Below are 16,196 nucleotides of genomic sequence, written 5' to 3'. Positions count from 1 at the left end.
TAACATACAGGTGATTTCTTCAGCTACACCAAAATTCTCGCAAGATTAAACCAGCTGGCGAAAAGACGTAAAATTTACTATATGGAGCCATTTGTCTTTGTCACCGGACTTTATTTTGATAGTGAGTTACAAGAAGAAAATGATATTCGGTGCAAATTCTTTATCAAAATCTTGCCACTTTTAATTGCTTTTTTTAGTCGTATTTACTTCCCAATACAAAACTTAGAAAAAATATTCCCCAAAACCTCATCATTCGTAAACTCCCCGGAAATTTCCCCCAATTGCTCCAGCGCATTTCTCAACTCATACGCCAACAATTCCGTGTGAATCCCGGAACTCACCGCTTCCTCCACCTGAAGAACAGATTGCAGCGATTTCTGCAACGCATTAAAATGCCTTTGATTCGTAATAATCACATTGCTTTCCTGATCTTTCAAATTCTCCACGTAATCGATCAAAACCGTTTTCACGGCTTCAATTCCTGTTTGATCCTTCGCGGAAATCCTCAACAACTCATCACAATAATCCGGAAACAATTCCAAAGTTAAAGTGGCGTCAAATTCGTTTAGAGTTTCGTCGTTGGTCAAATCCACTTTATTATGAACCAGCACAATTTTCAAATCCTCGCGGTGGAATTCCTTCACAAAAGCAATCACTTCTTCCGTTGTCGAATCCTGTTCATCGTAGAGGTACAACAGCACTTTGGCAGAGGCAATTTTCTCCTTCGCTTTCGTCACGCCAATTTTCTCGATAACATCAGTCGTTTCCCGAAGTCCGGCCGTATCCACAAAGCGGAAAGCCGTTCCTTTCAGGTGAATCACTTCCTCGATCGTATCACGCGTTGTTCCCGCGATTTCAGAAACGATCGCTCTTTCCTCTTTCAGCAAAGCGTTCAACAAGGTCGATTTTCCCGCGTTCGGTTTCCCGATAATGGCGACTTCTACCCCATTTTTCAGCGCATTTCCGTACTGGAAACTCTCGATCAAGGCGCTCAGTTTCTGCCGAAGATTCAGCAGCAGTTTGTTCATGGCGGTACGGTCCGCAAATTCCACATCCTCTTCCCCGAAATCCAGTTCCAGTTCAATGAGGGATGTGAAATTCAGCAGGTCATTTCTCAACACAGAAATTTCGTTGGTGATCCCGCCTTTCAACTGATTCAAAGCCACTTTCCGAGACGCCTCATTTTCCGAAGCGATCAGATCAGCGATCGATTCCGCCTGCGCCAGATCAATTCTGCCGTTCATAAAAGCACGCATCGTAAATTCCCCGGCTTTCGCCAGTCGCGCCCCATTTTTTACCAACACTTCCAGAATTTTCTTCGCAATATGCGGCGATCCGTGAAAAGAAATCTCCACCACATCTTCCGTCGTAAAAGTTTTCGGCGCCAGAAAAACAGAAACCATAACTTCGTCGATCAGCTCTTCCTGGCTGACAGTTGAGGGTTGAGGGTTAACAGTTTCTGAATTCTGAATTTCAGATTTTAAATTTTGAATTTTAAATTCCTTAAACTCTTCCGTCTCCTGTCTGTTATCTATTGTCTCTGCACTTTCCTCTTGGCTCTTTTCCCTTTTTCCTTGGCGCTTATCGTAAATATACCCGTAATGCACCGTATGAGATTTCACGGTTGCTAAATCGGTTCCTTTAAAAGTTTTTTGCGCAATCTTCACGGCATCGTTCCCAGAAAGGCGAATAATTCCCAAAGCGCCCACTCCATTAGCGGTCGCAATCGCACAGATCGTATCTTGATTCATGACCCAAAATTACGGAATTATTCCTGTTTTTAGGAGCACCAAGATTTCGCATTTTTCGAAGACCCCTCCCGCTGTCAACTCTATCTTTTTCGGCGCTCGCTTCGCTCGCGCCAAAAAAGGATGCCGTTTCCATCGGGGCTAGAATGATAGGTGGTTTTTCTTTTCCAAAGATAAAATCACGATTAATTTTAATACAGAAATATTTTTATAATCTACTAAAGTGTTTTGTATATTTGAGTTTTAAGGTTTTAAAAATATTATTAGAAGACAAAATATGAGCATAGAAAATACCAGACAATTTATTAGAGATGAAGCGGAAAGATTCGGCGCGAAAACACAAAACGAATTTAGTAAACCTTATGTTGAAAGAAACAATACAGGGCAGGAGGCTTTAAAAGATAATGGAGCCTATTTTGGTTTTATACATCAAGAAGAAGAAACATCAGGACCATTCCATGACTTCTCTTTAACAATCTTCCCAAACGACCAAGGCAAACCTTGGCTAGTTTGTTTAGGTATTGGCTCAAATGGTTTCAAAAACGACTACGAATTGGCAAATTATCCGGGACTACGGCGACTATTCTCTAAACTTATTAATGACAAAGGATTTTGCAAATCTGATTTTTCAAACATAGAAACAAGTTTACCAAAGGATATATCCGGTAGCGTAGATTTGCAGCATATAAAAAATACAATAAAAAATTACACTAAGGTTTTACCAGCTTGTCAAATTGTTGATGATCCAGAAAGCGAAGAAGGCAAGAAAATAATTACGGCGTTTGTTGCGGGTTATGCTAAACTTAGAGACTGGGCAACTAATAATACTCATCGAAAAGCAATCTCAGAAGCTTTAGCACCTTTTCTTAAAACGCAGGTAATCGATGAAGCACAAGAAATAAAAAATCTTTTGAATGAAAGAAAATATATTGTACTTCAAGGTCCTCCAGGAACTGGAAAAACAAGAACAGCTAAAGAAATTGCAGAAAAGATAAAAGCCAAAACTTTTTTCACACAGTTTCACGCTGAGACAAGTTTTTCTGATTTTATTTTTGGTATCCGACCCGAACTAAATAGTAAGGAATTAAGTTACGTTGAAAAACCAGGACCATTTACGGAAGCTTTACAATATGCTGTGAAATTCCCTGCTGAAGAGGTTCTCTTGATAATTGATGAAATTAACAGAGCTAATCTTTCCAATGTTTTAGGACCAATTTTCTATTTATTTGAACACAAAATGGACACGGCAAATGTTGAAATAGAAATTTCTCCGGATTTTAAGATTAAAAAACTGCCAGATAATTTTTCGGTAATCGCAACTATGAATACAGCTGACCGAAGCTTAGCTGTAGTAGACTTTGCATTGCGTAGACGATTTGCGTGGTATAGTTTAAAACCAAAAGAAATAATTTCAAAACAATTTTTTAAAGATGAATTTTCCAAAATTCAGGAAATATTTGATTGGTACGCTTCGAGTACTGAATTATCACTGCAACCAGGACAAGGCTATTTTCTCGCAGATAGCGAAGAGGAAATGACAAACCGTATCAAATACGAAATATTTCCATTGATAAAAGAATATTTGCAAGAAGGATTAATTAGAAATGCCACCGAAGAGTTCAACAGTTATTTCACTATGCGAATAAATCAATCTCTTTTTGAATGAATAAGCTATTAGATGTTTTTTGTGAAATACCTTGCTTAACTGAACAGTCCAGACAGTTAAGTGGAATTTTTTTACAAAGGAAATGGTTCAAATCGGCCGACAAAAGAATTATTGGTCAGTACCTTCAAAAGTTTATAGACTATAATTCGTCTCAATTCAAATTCATAGGCGTTCAGCCATTTATCACTGGCTCTGACCAAAACACCTCATTGACATTTCGCTCTTCTAGTTTCATTGGTGTTATTCCATTAAGAGCTTCTGACACCGGCAAGCAAATTGGTGATTTTGTGGTGATGCCCAGGTTTACTGGTTGTGATAGGTTTGAAGATTATATCGAAATTCTAAATTTACTTGGGACTGAAATAAGTCCTGAAGTTATAGATAGTTTGTCCCTTGCTTCAGGTAAAAACTTCAGACCACCATTATATTTGGAAGCAGTAAAATTTATTTCTATTCTTGAAGCTTTAATCGCTAAAACTTGGAGAAAGTTTGATAATCTTGAAAAAATATCCAGTCAACCTTCTGGACAAATCAACTGGAATAAATATATCACTAACGAATTTAAAGTAGAAAATCGATTAAAGTTTCCATCTCGAAAAAATCTTTTAAGCGAATATCACAATGAATATTCAGAAGTACGTTATGTATTTGACATTTGTAAGAGCGAATTACTTTCTTCAAATATCCCTCCAAGAATAAAAAACACAATACGTGGAAAACTGAGTTTCATTGAAGAAAAATTATATCATCATAAACCCAGAGCCACGAATAATATTGCTATCAAATCATCCGACAGCCCAACCGTAAAAAAGTGCAAGGAACAAGGGAACAAGATTTTAAACTTTAATTTAGTTGAAAGTACTGCTTGGAGAGTTGATTTTGCTGATGTTTTTGAAAAATTTATTCAACATATTTTTAAGGAAGTAGCAAAAGAAAATGGTGGGAAATTATTGACTAATTTCAAATTCCAGTCGAGAACTTCAAAGCATTATTCTTGAGAATTAAAATACGTTGAACCAGATGCTATTTATCAAAAAGAAAATTTTTTGGTGTTTATTGACGCTAAATATAAATCTAATCTTTACAATAAATTTGATAAAAGTGAATTTTTAAAAGAAGATCACCGACACGATTTACATCAAATTATGGCGTATTCGTCTTTTAGTAAAACAGATTTAAAATTTGGATTCCTATGTTATCCATCTAATCAATTAGAAATAAAAAGGATAAAATACATCAATGGAATCAACCAGGTAACAAATACAGTTGTTGTGATGGGAATTCCATTAAGAAAGGAAATTATGAAAGAAGCAAAACGCTTGCTGACAGATGAACTTGTTTCAATAGAAAAAAATTTAATCATATTATAAAATGAACAAGATGAAAGCAATCCACGTCACAAAATCCGGCGGACCGGAAGTTCTGAAACTTCAGGAAACCCCAAAACCAACACCTGAAAAAAATCAGGTGCTTATCAAAATAAAAGCAGCCGGCGTCAATCGCAGCGATGTGATCACGCGACAAAATACCGCCACTTACGGCAAAGAATCGCCCCAAACTTTAATTCCCGGCTTAGAAGTTTCCGGCGTTATTGAAGAGATCGGCGCCGAAGTCACAGACAAAAAAGTCGGCGATCAAGTCTGCGCCCTCATTTCAGACGGCGGTTATGCCGAATATGTGGCGGTTGAAAGTTCGCACTGTCTTCCAATTCCGGAAGGAATCAGCCTGGAAGATGCAGCCGCCCTTCCGGAAACGGTTTTCACGGTGTGGTTTGATGTTTTTATGCTGGGGAAATTACAACCCGGCGAAAAATTACTCATTCACGGCGGAACCAGCGGCATCGGAACGATGGGCTTGCAAAAAGCAAAAGCCTGGGGTTGCGAAACCTACGCTACGGCGGGAACAGAGGAAAAGGTAGCGTTTCTCAAAAATCTTGGCGTTGATCACGTCCTCAATTATAAAAATGAAAATTTCGAAGAAGTCTGGAAAGACGAAAAGATCGATGTCATTCTCGATATGGTCGGCGGCGATTACACCCAAAAGAATCTCGACCTCCTAAATAAAAAAGGCCGCCTCGTTTACATCAACGGCATGAAAAGCATGGACGTCAATATTAACTTGCGCACCATTATGTCTAAAAACCTGACCTTAACCGGAAGTTTTCTCAAACCTCAAACGGACGAAGTGAAAACTGAGATCGCGCAGGACGTCGAAAAAAATATCTGGCCCATGTTTCATTCCAAAGAAATTCATCCGATCATTTATAAAAAATTCCCTTTAGCCGAAGCCGCCGAAGCGCACCGATTGATGGAAAGCAGCGAACATATTGGGAAAATCTTGTTGACGATGGATTAATGCTAATTTGAGAAGGTGCTAATGTGGAAATTTGAGAATGTGAAAATCTGAAAATGTGCTAAATTGAAAAACTGAGCTGGCTACGACCTGGAAAACCATGATTTTAAATGAGTTAGATGATGAGATTCTTCACTCCATTTCGCTTCGCTCCATTTCGTACAGAATGACAAAATCCGTTCATAAAAAATAAACCTGTATTTGAGCGACGTTGGAAATTGAGCGGTTAAAGAATTAAATAATCAGAAACAATATGACTTTTCAAAAAGCATCCTTTCCTGAACTTGAATTAATTTATGAATTAATTTTCAAACCTTTTGATTTACGTTTAACGAACATTCAACCGGAAGCAGAAAGTCAGAAATATACGGCTCATCGTTTTCAACTCAGCGGTAAACTTATCATCTTTCGTGTGTCCAAAATAACTCCTACAAAAACAGGACAGTTTGTAAGCCTTTGGAAAAGAAATGCACAGGGAAGTACCGCACCTTTTCATCTAAATGATGAATTTGATTATTTGATAATCGCCACAAAAACTTCTACGCATTTCGGAGCTTTTATTTTTCCAAAAAAAGTTTTGCTCGAACACCGGATTTTATCACATGAAACCACAGACGGAAAACGCGGAATCAGGGTTTATCCGAGCTGGGATGAAACAACGAATCAACAGGCGCAAAAAACTCAGCTTTGGCAAACACGGTACTTTCTAAACCTTTCTGATGAAAATCAAATAAACCTGGATCAGGCGAAGGATTTGTTAACTACATCAAATGACCGCGGAGACGGAGCCTTTAAGAAAATTGAACGTTAAGATTCTTCATTACACTTTGCTTCGTTCAGAATGACAAAACGATTGATATTGTTCATTCTGGTTTGCTTGCTTAAGATAAAGAAAACGTAACTACTCCAATTGCGTCACCGATTTAAAAAACCGCTCCACAGAATACATTGCCAACTGCCCGCCCGGACCGTTTAAATTATACTCAAAACCATGCGTTCCCCAGGGAATGGTCAACAGATAATTTTTTACGCCATGCTTTGCCAGTTCATTGCGCATGGCCACACTTTGGATGTGCCAAACATGAGCATCGTTGCTGCCATGAGCGAGAAGTGTGGGTGGCGAATCTGCACTCACCTGCAGCAAAGGCGATTCTGCATTATATTTTTCCGGAACTTCTTCCGGCGTACCACCCAAAAAATCACGCTGAACCTGTCTCGAATCCATAATCCAGGGATTATCCGGGTTTTTATAACTCCACGGCATGGCTACCGCGCCATAAAAAGCCGCGATTCCTTTAATGCCGGATTCCTTTCCGGTGTAGCCCATGGTTAAAATAATAGAGGCGCCGGCAGATCTTCCCATCAACACAAAATTGGTGGTATCGATTTTCAGGTCGGCAGAATGTTGCCGCAGCCATTTAAAAGCGGAATGGAGATCTTCCTGTTGTGCCGGACTGGGAAATTTCGGCGCCAACCGGTAGTTGATGGTCGCTACCTGATAACCCGCATTCGCAAAATAATTATTTGCGGCGGCGATTTCGGTATTGTCACCCTGTTTCCAGGAACCGCCATGAACGACGATAAGACAGGGACGCACGCCCGGAACTGCGGAAGGAGTGAAATTTAAGGTCAGATCTACACCCCCATTTTTGGAATAGTGATAGGTATTAAACGGAATATCTTTCGCTCCATTCCCCGTGAACATCTGCAAAAAATTAAAGGGTTTTTCCTGATGAAATCCCGTCATATCTGAATCTTTTACACCAAATGATTTTTCGAGATCTTCCGGCAAATGACTTCCGACAGTATAGGCACGGATAATGGGTGAGGCTAAAATAACAAAGGTGATTCCACCAATTATTAAAGACAGCGTACGCAGTTTTTCAGAATACCACGTCCAGATCAATAAGGCCAGAGAAATCAGCATAAAGATCCAGGGAAATTCCGGAACGGCAATGCCGACATACCAAACATAATGACTTGGAACCGGAAAAAAATTAACGATGGAAAAAAGGAACAGCAGGAGAAGGAGAATAAATCGTATCAATGTTTTTTATTTTAAGGAAGATACGACTAAAGTGCCGAATCAGATTGAAACACGATTTTCTTTAACATTGTTAAAATTGTATTTTTACCCTGAATTTAAAGCTCAAATTTCCACTCACTTAAAAATTAAAAAATGTCCGAACCCGTTATCGATCTTCACTGCGATCTTCTTTCTTACCTCACGCGGCCCGACGCAAGCATTTATAATACAGAAGATATCGGCTGCGCTATTTCCTATTTGGAAGCGGGCAATGTTAAACTTCAGGTTATGGCGATCTTCGCGCCTGTTGAGGAAAAAAGCCACGACTTCGGCCTGCAGCAAAGTGAAATTTTTAAAAATTTAAATGAGGAAGAAAATGAACTTTTCAGTTTTGAAAAACACCATTTAAAAACCTTCACCACCAATGAAAACATTGGCATGATGGCTTCTGTGGAAAGCGGATCGGCTTTTTGTGATGAGACCATTTCACTGCAAGAAGGTTTTAAAAACCTTGAAAGAATTATCGAAAATGTTGGAAAGGTTCTCTACATCAGCTTTACGCATCACGCAGAAAACCGTTTTGGCGGCGGCAATTTCTCCACCGCGGGCTTGAAAAACGATGGTAAAGCGCTGATCGATTATCTGGATAGAAGAAATATTGCGCTCGATTTTTCGCATACGAGTGATGCGTTGGCGTATGATATTTTAAACTACATTTCTAAAGAGAACATCAAGGTTCCGATTATGGCGAGTCACTCGAATTACCGTCCGGTTTTTGATCATCCGCGGAATTTGCAGGACGAGGTGGCGAAAGAAATCATACAACAAAAAGGATTGATCGGACTTAACTTTGTTCGGGCTTTCGTAAATCCGGAAAACGTAAAGGCTTTGGAGGAACACGTTACTCACGGTTTAAAATTGGGCGGAGAAAACGCAATCTGTTATGGCGCTGATTATTTTTACACGAAAGATCATCCCGATAAATCGAGAATTCCGTTTTATTTTGCAGCACATGAGAATGCGGGTTGTTATCCGGAAATTAACACGGTGCTGGAAACTCAATTTGGCGCGGAAAAAATGAATAAAATCAGCAGTCAGAATGCTTTGGATTTTATTGCACGGATTTGGAAAGCATAAAATTTTTGATACGATCTCACCTTTAAGTCTACATATTTTTTTTATTGGTTTTTAAAAATTCTTTTCTGTGCGCAATTTTGACTCACATTATTTTTTTCGTATCTCAAAATTACTTTAATAAAGTGTATCGTTTTATTGTATATCCATTTCGCGATTTTGACACAGAGTAAATTATCGAAAAGTAACCGATATTCTTGGTATTTTCATTTTTAAATTGAATATCTGTAAAAATTATTACCTGGATCCCTCTTGTTGATTTTCGAGTGGTTGACAATGCTGCTCCTGATATTTTGATTGCTGAACCGATTCATTTTTGAAAGAAACTGCGAGCCGCTCTGAGTAGGTTACTTCTACAGAAATAACTTCATCTCCAGTTTCCCGGGATTCAAATTTAATTTTCCCCAATTCATTGAAAGCTGCTTTCAAAAGTATTGGGGTCAATATACATTTGATTCATTATTAAAACCTAAAATTTTACATTATGAAAACTACCCTAAAAATCCCGGTAAGCATTGTTCTTTTTAGCATCGTTCTCTTACTTTTCACTTTGTTGAACTCTTTTCGTCTGGAACGTAAAATAGAAAACTTTGATGAAATTAATGTAAAACGCATCAACATCATTGAAAAAGACGGCACTCTACGAATGGTTATTTCCAACAAAGAACTTCAACATTCCGGAAGAATGGACGGTCAGGATTTTGAAAAGCGTGAAAGACAGGCAGGCTTAATGTTTTTCAATGATCTGGGCGATGAATCTGGTGGAATAATTTACGCCGCCAAGAAAAAAGAAGACGGCTCCATTACGAGCGGAATGTCCATTACCATGGATCGATACCGTGACGATCAGGTTTTACAAATCTTAAACAGCGAAAGTATTAAAAACAATAAAATATTTTCCGAACGTGGGCTTATCATCAATGATTATCCGGATCTGGAAGGTTTGACTGCAAGAAATAAAGCCTATGCAGAAGCAGAAAAGATCACCAATGAAAAACTCCGTACTGAAAAGTTACGCGAGATCACAAAACTTCACGGCGGTAAAAGCTTACTTTTTGTCGGCAAAACAAGAGGAAATTCCCAGGGTTTATTTATCTCCGACAAAAACGGCCAGCCAAAACTAATGATTTATGTAGATGAAAAAGGACAGCCAAAAATTCAAACGATGAATGATACAGGGGAAACACGCGATTTTCTTGTTACTGAAACGAAATAAAAATTAGATCATGCGCCTCTTTATGTGAAAAAAAATGCTCATTTTTATATTTGGGTTTATGAAAGACAAGAAAGTTATTTTGCGCGTGGTGTTAATTCTGCTGTTTATTGTGGCAGTTAATACGATACAAACGTATGTTTTACACATCACGCGCGAATTTGGGGATATTGATTTTTATAAAATCCCAACGCATATTTTTGGAATTATTTCCTGCGCACTTTCGCTTCTGAGTACCATTATTGCGTGGAAATTGGTTGGCAAACTGACTTTAGGAAAGATTTCGAAAATGGTGCTTGCGTTTGGAGCGTCGATTCTGATTTACGCAATAGTTCAAAGTTTATTTTTCGCAGCAGAACGTTTTTTAGTCTATCAATTACCGACTGATCTGGATCTGCTTGTGGGAAATTTCGTTTTTACTTTCATTATTTTTCATCTTTATATCAGCGGACTTTCCCTGGCTTATTTTTCTTTTCAGGAAAACGCAAAAAATGCTGTTCAATTAGAACGTGTTGAAAAAGAAAAGGAAATGTTGCAATTCAAAATGCTACAGAAAAATCTGGAACCTCATTTTCTTTTTAATAACCTGAGTGTTTTATCGGGCTTGATACGAAAAGATCCGGCGGAAGTTGATGGTTTTATTCAGGATTTTTCCGACGTATATCGCTATTATCTGAAACACAATAATCACGAGCTTGTTCCTTTACATGAGGAGGTTGTTTTTCTAAAGAAATATGTTTCTCTGATGGAAAAGCGCTTTAAGAATGCCTATCGTTTCAGCATGCACATTGAGAATGAAGAAGGCTTTATTTTACCCTGTTCCCTTCAACTTGCCGTAGAAAATGCCATCAAACACAATCGCGGCGCAGAAGACAAGCCTTTAATTATAGAAATCCGAAGAGAAAATGAGATGATGATTGTTTCTAATGATTTGCGCCCCGTCGATTATAAGCAGGGAGCGAAAATGGGCAATCTTTTCCTTCAAAAGAGTTATGAAGTTCATTTCGGAAAAAAAGTTAATTTTAATACCACAGACACTCATTACACTGTCGAAATACCATTGATCGTATGAACGTATTAATCATAGAAGACGAATCATTAAACGCTGAAATTATCGTAGATTTTCTGCAGCGTTACGATCCAACGATTCTTATTTCAGGGCTACTTCAGAGCAAGGAACAGACGCAAATTTGGGTAGAAGAAAACGGACCGGCAGATGTGGTTTTTTGTGACATCGAGTTGTTGGACGGTAATGTTTTTTCACTTCTAAAAAAAATATAATTACGTCGCCTATCATTTTTACGACCGCCTACAATACCTTCTATCAGGAAGCTTTTGACGTTAACGGAATCGGGTATTTGCTGAAACCGGTGAGTTATGAGCGTTTTTGTGAGGCGATGAAAAAATTTGAAAGTTTAAATTCGAGCTCAAAAAATATTGACTGGAACAAAATGTCGCAACTTATTCATCAAAATTCGAAGACCTACAAAGAGCGGCTGATCATTAAAAATGCAGGAGAACTATATATTCTAAATACTGAAAAAACGGCAGCTATTTTATCAAATGCCGGAAAACTGTCTGCAATTGATGACCACGGTAAATCACATGAATTCCGGTACAAAATGGCTGATCTAGCGGAAGAATTAGATCCAAAAATATTTTTCCAGATCAACAGAGGTGAGTTCATTAATATTCATTACATCGAAAAAATAGAACCTTACTTTGGTGACCGGCTGTGTATAACCCTGCGAAAACATAAAACTAAATTGATTACAAGTGCCGCGACTACCGCGAACTTCAGGAAATGGCTTGAGTAGAATCAGGTCAATAATAAATCATATCTTCATCTTTAATAATCAAAGGAACATGGCTCAACAATTAAAAGACAGCGACGAGAAATATTTAAGACGATGTCTGGAACTCGCAAAAGAAGCGGAAGAAGCTGGAGATGAAGCATTTGGTTCTGTATTGGTCAATGTAAACGGAAAAATTATTGCAGAAGCCCGAAACAGAGTCCATGAAAAAACAATCCTGGCTCATCCTGAACTTGATCTGGCGTATTGGGCTGCTGAAAATTTATCGGCGGAGGAAAGAGCCACGACAACGATGTATACTACCGGCGAACATTGTCCGATGTGTTCAGCAGCACACGGTTGGGTTGGGATCGGAACTTTGGTTTATTTAAGTTCTGCGCAACAGTTGGGCGAATGGCAAAAGGAATTTAATCTTCCTTCTGCTCCTATTCACTTTTTACCCGTAGAAGATATTATTAAAAATGTAGTGGTACGTGGACCGGCAGAAGGAAATTTACTCGTTGAGATCAAAAATCTACATCAACAGGCGTGGACAAAAAAGCAGTAGACTTGTTTGAATTTTAAAAATTTTACGCTCAAGAATTTAGGCGCCTAAATTAGACCTTAACTTTTTAACATGGCCCGGTTTTGGGTGAGGGATCGCAGTGAAAATCCCGCAGAAGAGGCGCGAGCGAAGCGAGCGCCGATTCGAGGAATTGCAACGGAGAGCCCGGCCCGCGCCTGGACCAAAGCCGGGGCAAGGGACACGCCCAAAAAAAAAGTGTAGAAAAATCTACACTTTATTATTTATAAGGGTTTTACCTGCTCCAGAAACCAGTCTTTCACTTCGCCTTCCAGCTCATTTTCGAGTTTTTCTTTAGACCAGGCGTGGTATTTATTTAACCATTCTTTTTCCGGATCGGTTAGCAATTCCGCAGCGATAACCTGGCGGTCGAAAGGACAAATGGTTAGGGTTTCGAAATCATAGAAAGTTCCGAAGTCCGTAGTTTCTACTTCGCGAACAGCAATCAGGTTTTCGTGGCGGATTCCGTAGTGATAGTCGTAATAGAAGCCCGGTTCGTTGGATAAAACCATTCCCGGCAGGAGCTCCTGCGGATTCATGTCCTTTCGGATGTTTTGCGGACCTTCATGCACATTCATAAAACTTCCCACACCGTGGCCGGTGCCGTGGTTGAAGTCTTTTCCCTCTTTCCAAAGCGCCATCCTCGCAAACGCATCAAGCTGAACGCCGCGTGTTCCTTTCGGAAACTTTACCATCGAGAGCTGAATTAACCCCTTCAAAGCTAAGGTGCAGTTGTGTTTAAATTCTTCGGAGGCTGTTCCTAAAGCAAAAGTTCGCGTAATATCGGTTGTCCCTTCCAAATACTGACCGCCGGAATCTACGAGGATGGTATCTTCGTTGGTGACGTTCTTGCTTCCCTCACTTTTCGCAGAATAATGCATAATTGCACCGTTTTCTTTATAACCTACGATGCTGCCGAAACTTTCGCCCACAAAGTTTTTACCTTCTGCACGGAATCCGCGTAATTTTTCGCCGATAGAAAATTCGGTCATGGCTTCTTTTCCAGCTTGATGGGTTAGCCAGAAGAGGAATTTTACCATTGCTACTCCATCACGCTGCATTACCGTGCGAAAACCTTCGAGTTCGGTTCTGTTTTTAACGGCTTTCATTAAATTACCCGGGACAGGTGCCTTGATGAAGGTGTTTTTATCTTTTAGAGCTTCAAAAATCAACTGATTGCTGTTTGGCGAAATCAATACTTTTTCGCTGCGTATGTTTTTTAGATCGCTGTAGAAGTTTTCGTAGGGCAGCATTTTCACCCACGATTCATCCATTTGTTTGCGAGAGTCGGTATCTAACTTTTCCAGATCAACATAGAGTTTTGCCTCATTTTTAGTGAGCAACACGTAGGCTAAAAAGACAGGATTGGACTGAACATCGCTTCCACGTAAATTTAAAGTCCAGGCGACATCATCTAAACTGGAAATGATATGAACGGAGGCGTCTAAATTTTCCATTTTGTTGCGGATATCGACGAGTTTTTCGCTCACTGATTTTCCGGCTCTTACGATAGGATGAACAAAAACAGGATTTTTCTGCGCGTTCGTGTTACGCTCTGTCCAGATTTCTTTCAATAACGGAAGGTCAACCAATTTTCTGCCTGCAGCTGTAAGTCTTTCCTGCAGAATCTCCCAGTTGGCATGTGACGTGGCAATGGCGTTAACGGCAACGGTACCTTTCTCTGGAATTTCGGAAATGATCCAATCCACATAGTTTGGCGTTCTGTCCATTCCGTCTTTAAAAAGATCGATGCCGGAATCTTTCAGTTCAATGGGAGCCTGCACGAAATATCGGCCATCCGTCCATAAACCCGCTTTATCTTTTGTTATTACCACGAATCCCGCGGAACCTGTGAAGCCTGAAAGCCAGGATCTTTCCTGCCATTCTGCGGGCAGATATTCGCTCATATGCGGATCTGCGGAATAGATGATGAAAGCATCGATATTATTTTCGGACATTTTTTGGCGCAGCGCACCTATTTTTTCTGATGAAGTCATAACTTAAATAATTTGATGTGAATTTACGAAGAATGTCAGACTCTAAAAAAGTCTTAATGCTAAAGTTTTACTAAAGGTTTGCTTTATTTAGATTTGATTTTATTAAAGAATTATGTGACTGAGGAAAAATAAACATTTTAATAAGGATCGTAATGATATTATTTTTCCATTATCGCGATTAAACAAGTCGTGGTTTCAATAATTTAATTATATTTGAAAATTAACAAATAATTAAAATATGAATAAAACATTACTATTTTTTGCGATTTTAACCTCAATGATTGTATTTTCTCAAAACAACTTTGAAAAAGGATATTTTATTAATAATTCAGATGTAAAAACCGAATGTTTCATTAGAAATATGGGTTGGAAGAGTAATCCTACTTCGTTTGAATATAAATTAGATCTTAATTCAGAAAGTGAGACAGGACTCATTAAGAATGTAAAATTATTTGAAATCCCCTCAGAAGTGAAATTTGTTCGGGCCGATGTACAAATTGACCGATCTTCCCGAAATATTAATCAGCTTAGTACCTACAGTACGCTTTCCTCTAACGAAGAAACTTTGTTTTTACAGGAAATTGTAAGTGGCGAAGCAGTTTTATATCGATATACTGAGGGAACTCTGACTAGATTTTTTTATCAGATAAAAGATGAACCTATTAAGCAATTAGAATACAAAGTTTTTTTAAAGCACCGTGAAGAGCTGGAGCCAGAGAGAATTTCATATAATACCAATTACAAGACACAACTTAAAAATAGTTTACATTGCTCAACTATCACAAGTTCAGATATCGACAACGCCGATTACGTGACACGGGATTTGGAGAAACTTTTCCTCAAATATAATCAGTGCATTAATCCTAACAACACCCAAGTAATTACTAAAATAAAAAAGGGAGATTTCAACTTAAATATTCGCCCTCGGGTCAATTTTGCTTCTGTAAAACTGGACATTACAAATCTTCCGAAACCCCTTGAATCAGAGACAAACACGAAATTCTCGGTAGGATTAGAATTTGAATATATATTTGCTTTTTATAATCATAAATTGGCACTTATTATTGAACCTAATTATCAAGAGTACAAATTTGAGGAGGAAGCAGATGTTGACTTTTTATCTGGAAAAAAAATCAGAGGCATCGTTGATTACAAAACTATTGAAATTCCTGTCGGATTAAGATATTATATGTTTCTTAACGAGCAGTCTAAACTGTTTATTAATGCTTCTGCAGTTTTTGATGGTGTAATGAATTCCAAAGTTGAATTTGTCCGTGCAGATGGCTCGATATTTAAGTCAGATAAAATTAGGATGACAAAACCTAATATAGCACTTGGTGTAGGTTACAACTATAATAAAAAATATGCGATTGAAGCAAGATATTTTTCCCCGAGAGATCTTTCAGTTGAAACTTTTGGTTCAAAAAATACGTATCAAAACTTCTCTCTGATTTTAAGCTACAATTTATTTTAATATAACTTAGACATCTTATAATTAATATAACTTAAACATCTTATAAAAGGAAAATACATCAACCCATTTTGATGTATTTTTTTTGTACTATTATCTAAAGGTTGTCTAAAATTTTTTTTTAAAGCTTAGTTTCTAAGTGTTTGATTTTATAAAAAGTCTGAACGTAAAGAAGTGAAAACCCCATATATCATTTAAAATTTACTGTAACAA

The 16,196-nt window shown here is 38.3% G+C and carries 15 protein-coding genes; 12 read left to right on the top strand and 3 right to left on the bottom strand.

What is annotated here, in order from left to right; genetic code table 11:
- Window positions 1-203: 203 nt before the first annotated feature.
- The gene (gene mnmE / locus L0B70_RS11980; protein WP_235142006.1) at window positions 204-1,751 is read right to left on the bottom strand and encodes a tRNA uridine-5-carboxymethylaminomethyl(34) synthesis GTPase MnmE; all 1,548 of its coding nucleotides are present in this window, start codon (window positions 1,749-1,751) and stop codon (window positions 204-206) included.
- 274 nt (window positions 1,752-2,025) lie between these two features.
- Between mnmE and L0B70_RS11975 the strand changes: the two genes are divergently transcribed.
- The 5 genes from L0B70_RS11975 (at window position 2,026) to L0B70_RS11955 (ending at window position 6,577) form a co-directional block, all read left to right on the top strand.
- Complete coding sequence (locus L0B70_RS11975; RefSeq protein ID WP_235142005.1) at window positions 2,026-3,414, top strand: McrB family protein; 1,389 nt, start codon at window positions 2,026-2,028, stop codon at window positions 3,412-3,414.
- Window positions 3,411-4,412, top strand: a complete 1,002-nt coding sequence (locus tag L0B70_RS11970; protein ID WP_235142004.1) for a hypothetical protein — start codon at window positions 3,411-3,413, stop codon at window positions 4,410-4,412. Before L0B70_RS11975 ends, L0B70_RS11970 begins: the two co-directional genes overlap by 4 nt.
- A gap of 51 nt (window positions 4,413-4,463) precedes the next feature.
- On the top strand, window positions 4,464-4,784 hold the full coding sequence (locus L0B70_RS11965; protein ID WP_235142003.1) for a hypothetical protein: 321 nt from the start codon (window positions 4,464-4,466) through the stop codon (window positions 4,782-4,784).
- Window positions 4,785-4,794: 10 nt separating this feature from the next.
- The gene (locus tag L0B70_RS11960; RefSeq protein WP_235142002.1) at window positions 4,795-5,769 is read left to right on the top strand and encodes an NAD(P)H-quinone oxidoreductase; all 975 of its coding nucleotides are present in this window, start codon (window positions 4,795-4,797) and stop codon (window positions 5,767-5,769) included.
- 250 nt (window positions 5,770-6,019) lie between these two features.
- Window positions 6,020-6,577: a MepB family protein gene (locus tag L0B70_RS11955; protein WP_235142001.1), complete on the top strand. Its 558-nt coding sequence runs from the start codon at window positions 6,020-6,022 to the stop codon at window positions 6,575-6,577.
- Window positions 6,578-6,667: 90 nt separating this feature from the next.
- Here L0B70_RS11955 and L0B70_RS11950 read toward each other — a convergent pair whose 3' ends face one another.
- The gene (locus L0B70_RS11950) at window positions 6,668-7,813 is read right to left on the bottom strand and encodes an alpha/beta hydrolase (protein WP_235142000.1); all 1,146 of its coding nucleotides are present in this window, start codon (window positions 7,811-7,813) and stop codon (window positions 6,668-6,670) included.
- A gap of 132 nt (window positions 7,814-7,945) precedes the next feature.
- Here L0B70_RS11950 and L0B70_RS11945 point away from each other — a divergent pair, with 132 nt between their 5' ends.
- From L0B70_RS11945 to L0B70_RS11920, 6 genes are all read left to right on the top strand, one after another.
- On the top strand, window positions 7,946-8,929 hold the full coding sequence (locus L0B70_RS11945) for a dipeptidase (RefSeq protein ID WP_235141999.1): 984 nt from the start codon (window positions 7,946-7,948) through the stop codon (window positions 8,927-8,929).
- A 481-nt stretch (window positions 8,930-9,410) separates the two neighbouring features.
- Entirely contained in the window at window positions 9,411-10,142 is a 732-nt protein-coding gene (locus tag L0B70_RS11940; RefSeq protein WP_235141998.1) for a hypothetical protein, read from the top strand.
- A 34-nt stretch (window positions 10,143-10,176) separates the two neighbouring features.
- Window positions 10,177-11,211, top strand: coding sequence for a sensor histidine kinase (locus L0B70_RS11935; RefSeq protein ID WP_235141997.1), 1,035 nt, complete (start codon window positions 10,177-10,179; stop codon window positions 11,209-11,211).
- Window positions 11,208-11,420: a response regulator gene (locus tag L0B70_RS11930; protein WP_235141996.1), complete on the top strand. Its 213-nt coding sequence runs from the start codon at window positions 11,208-11,210 to the stop codon at window positions 11,418-11,420. Before L0B70_RS11935 ends, L0B70_RS11930 begins: the two co-directional genes overlap by 4 nt.
- 170 nt (window positions 11,421-11,590) lie before the next feature.
- Window positions 11,591-11,956, top strand: coding sequence for a LytTR family DNA-binding domain-containing protein (locus tag L0B70_RS11925; protein ID WP_235141995.1), 366 nt, complete (start codon window positions 11,591-11,593; stop codon window positions 11,954-11,956).
- A gap of 49 nt (window positions 11,957-12,005) precedes the next feature.
- The gene (locus L0B70_RS11920) at window positions 12,006-12,500 is read left to right on the top strand and encodes a nucleoside deaminase (RefSeq protein ID WP_235141994.1); all 495 of its coding nucleotides are present in this window, start codon (window positions 12,006-12,008) and stop codon (window positions 12,498-12,500) included.
- Window positions 12,501-12,739: 239 nt separating this feature from the next.
- Here the strand turns inward: L0B70_RS11920 and L0B70_RS11915 are convergent, their stop codons facing one another.
- A complete protein-coding gene (locus L0B70_RS11915; protein WP_235141993.1) occupies window positions 12,740-14,512 on the bottom strand; it encodes an aminopeptidase P family protein in 1,773 nt (590 codons plus the stop codon).
- A 238-nt stretch (window positions 14,513-14,750) separates the two neighbouring features.
- Between L0B70_RS11915 and L0B70_RS11910 the strand changes: the two genes are divergently transcribed.
- A complete protein-coding gene (locus tag L0B70_RS11910; protein WP_235141992.1) occupies window positions 14,751-15,986 on the top strand; it encodes an outer membrane beta-barrel protein in 1,236 nt (411 codons plus the stop codon).
- Window positions 15,987-16,196: the final 210 nt, after the last annotated feature.

Origin of the sequence: Kaistella sp. 97-N-M2 (assembly GCF_021513235.1) — a bacterium.
Taxonomy (GTDB): Bacteria; Bacteroidota; Bacteroidia; order Flavobacteriales; family Weeksellaceae; genus Kaistella.
The sequence above is the reverse complement of the archived record's forward strand: the minus strand, read 5'-3'. Positions and strand labels throughout refer to the sequence as shown.

Bases quoted from the DNA above. Each gene is read 5' to 3' on its own strand.
- L0B70_RS11970 (WP_235142004.1), top strand. From the start codon at position 3,411: ATGAATAAGCTATTAGATGTTTTTTGTGAAATACCTTGCTTAACTGAA.
- L0B70_RS11915 (WP_235141993.1), bottom strand. From the start codon at position 14,512: ATGACTTCATCAGAAAAAATAGGTGCGCTGCGCCAAAAAATGTCCGAA.
- L0B70_RS11940 (WP_235141998.1), top strand. From the start codon at position 9,411: ATGAAAACTACCCTAAAAATCCCGGTAAGCATTGTTCTTTTTAGCATC.
- L0B70_RS11925 (WP_235141995.1), top strand. From the start codon at position 11,591: ATGTCGCAACTTATTCATCAAAATTCGAAGACCTACAAAGAGCGGCTG.
- L0B70_RS11945 (WP_235141999.1), top strand. From the start codon at position 7,946: ATGTCCGAACCCGTTATCGATCTTCACTGCGATCTTCTTTCTTACCTC.
- L0B70_RS11930 (WP_235141996.1), top strand. From the start codon at position 11,208: ATGAACGTATTAATCATAGAAGACGAATCATTAAACGCTGAAATTATC.
- L0B70_RS11935 (WP_235141997.1), top strand. From the start codon at position 10,177: ATGCTCATTTTTATATTTGGGTTTATGAAAGACAAGAAAGTTATTTTG.
- L0B70_RS11960 (WP_235142002.1), top strand. From the start codon at position 4,795: ATGAAAGCAATCCACGTCACAAAATCCGGCGGACCGGAAGTTCTGAAA.
- L0B70_RS11955 (WP_235142001.1), top strand. From the start codon at position 6,020: ATGACTTTTCAAAAAGCATCCTTTCCTGAACTTGAATTAATTTATGAA.
- L0B70_RS11920 (WP_235141994.1), top strand. From the start codon at position 12,006: ATGGCTCAACAATTAAAAGACAGCGACGAGAAATATTTAAGACGATGT.
- mnmE (WP_235142006.1), bottom strand. From the start codon at position 1,751: ATGAATCAAGATACGATCTGTGCGATTGCGACCGCTAATGGAGTGGGC.
- L0B70_RS11975 (WP_235142005.1), top strand. From the start codon at position 2,026: ATGAGCATAGAAAATACCAGACAATTTATTAGAGATGAAGCGGAAAGA.
- L0B70_RS11910 (WP_235141992.1), top strand. From the start codon at position 14,751: ATGAATAAAACATTACTATTTTTTGCGATTTTAACCTCAATGATTGTA.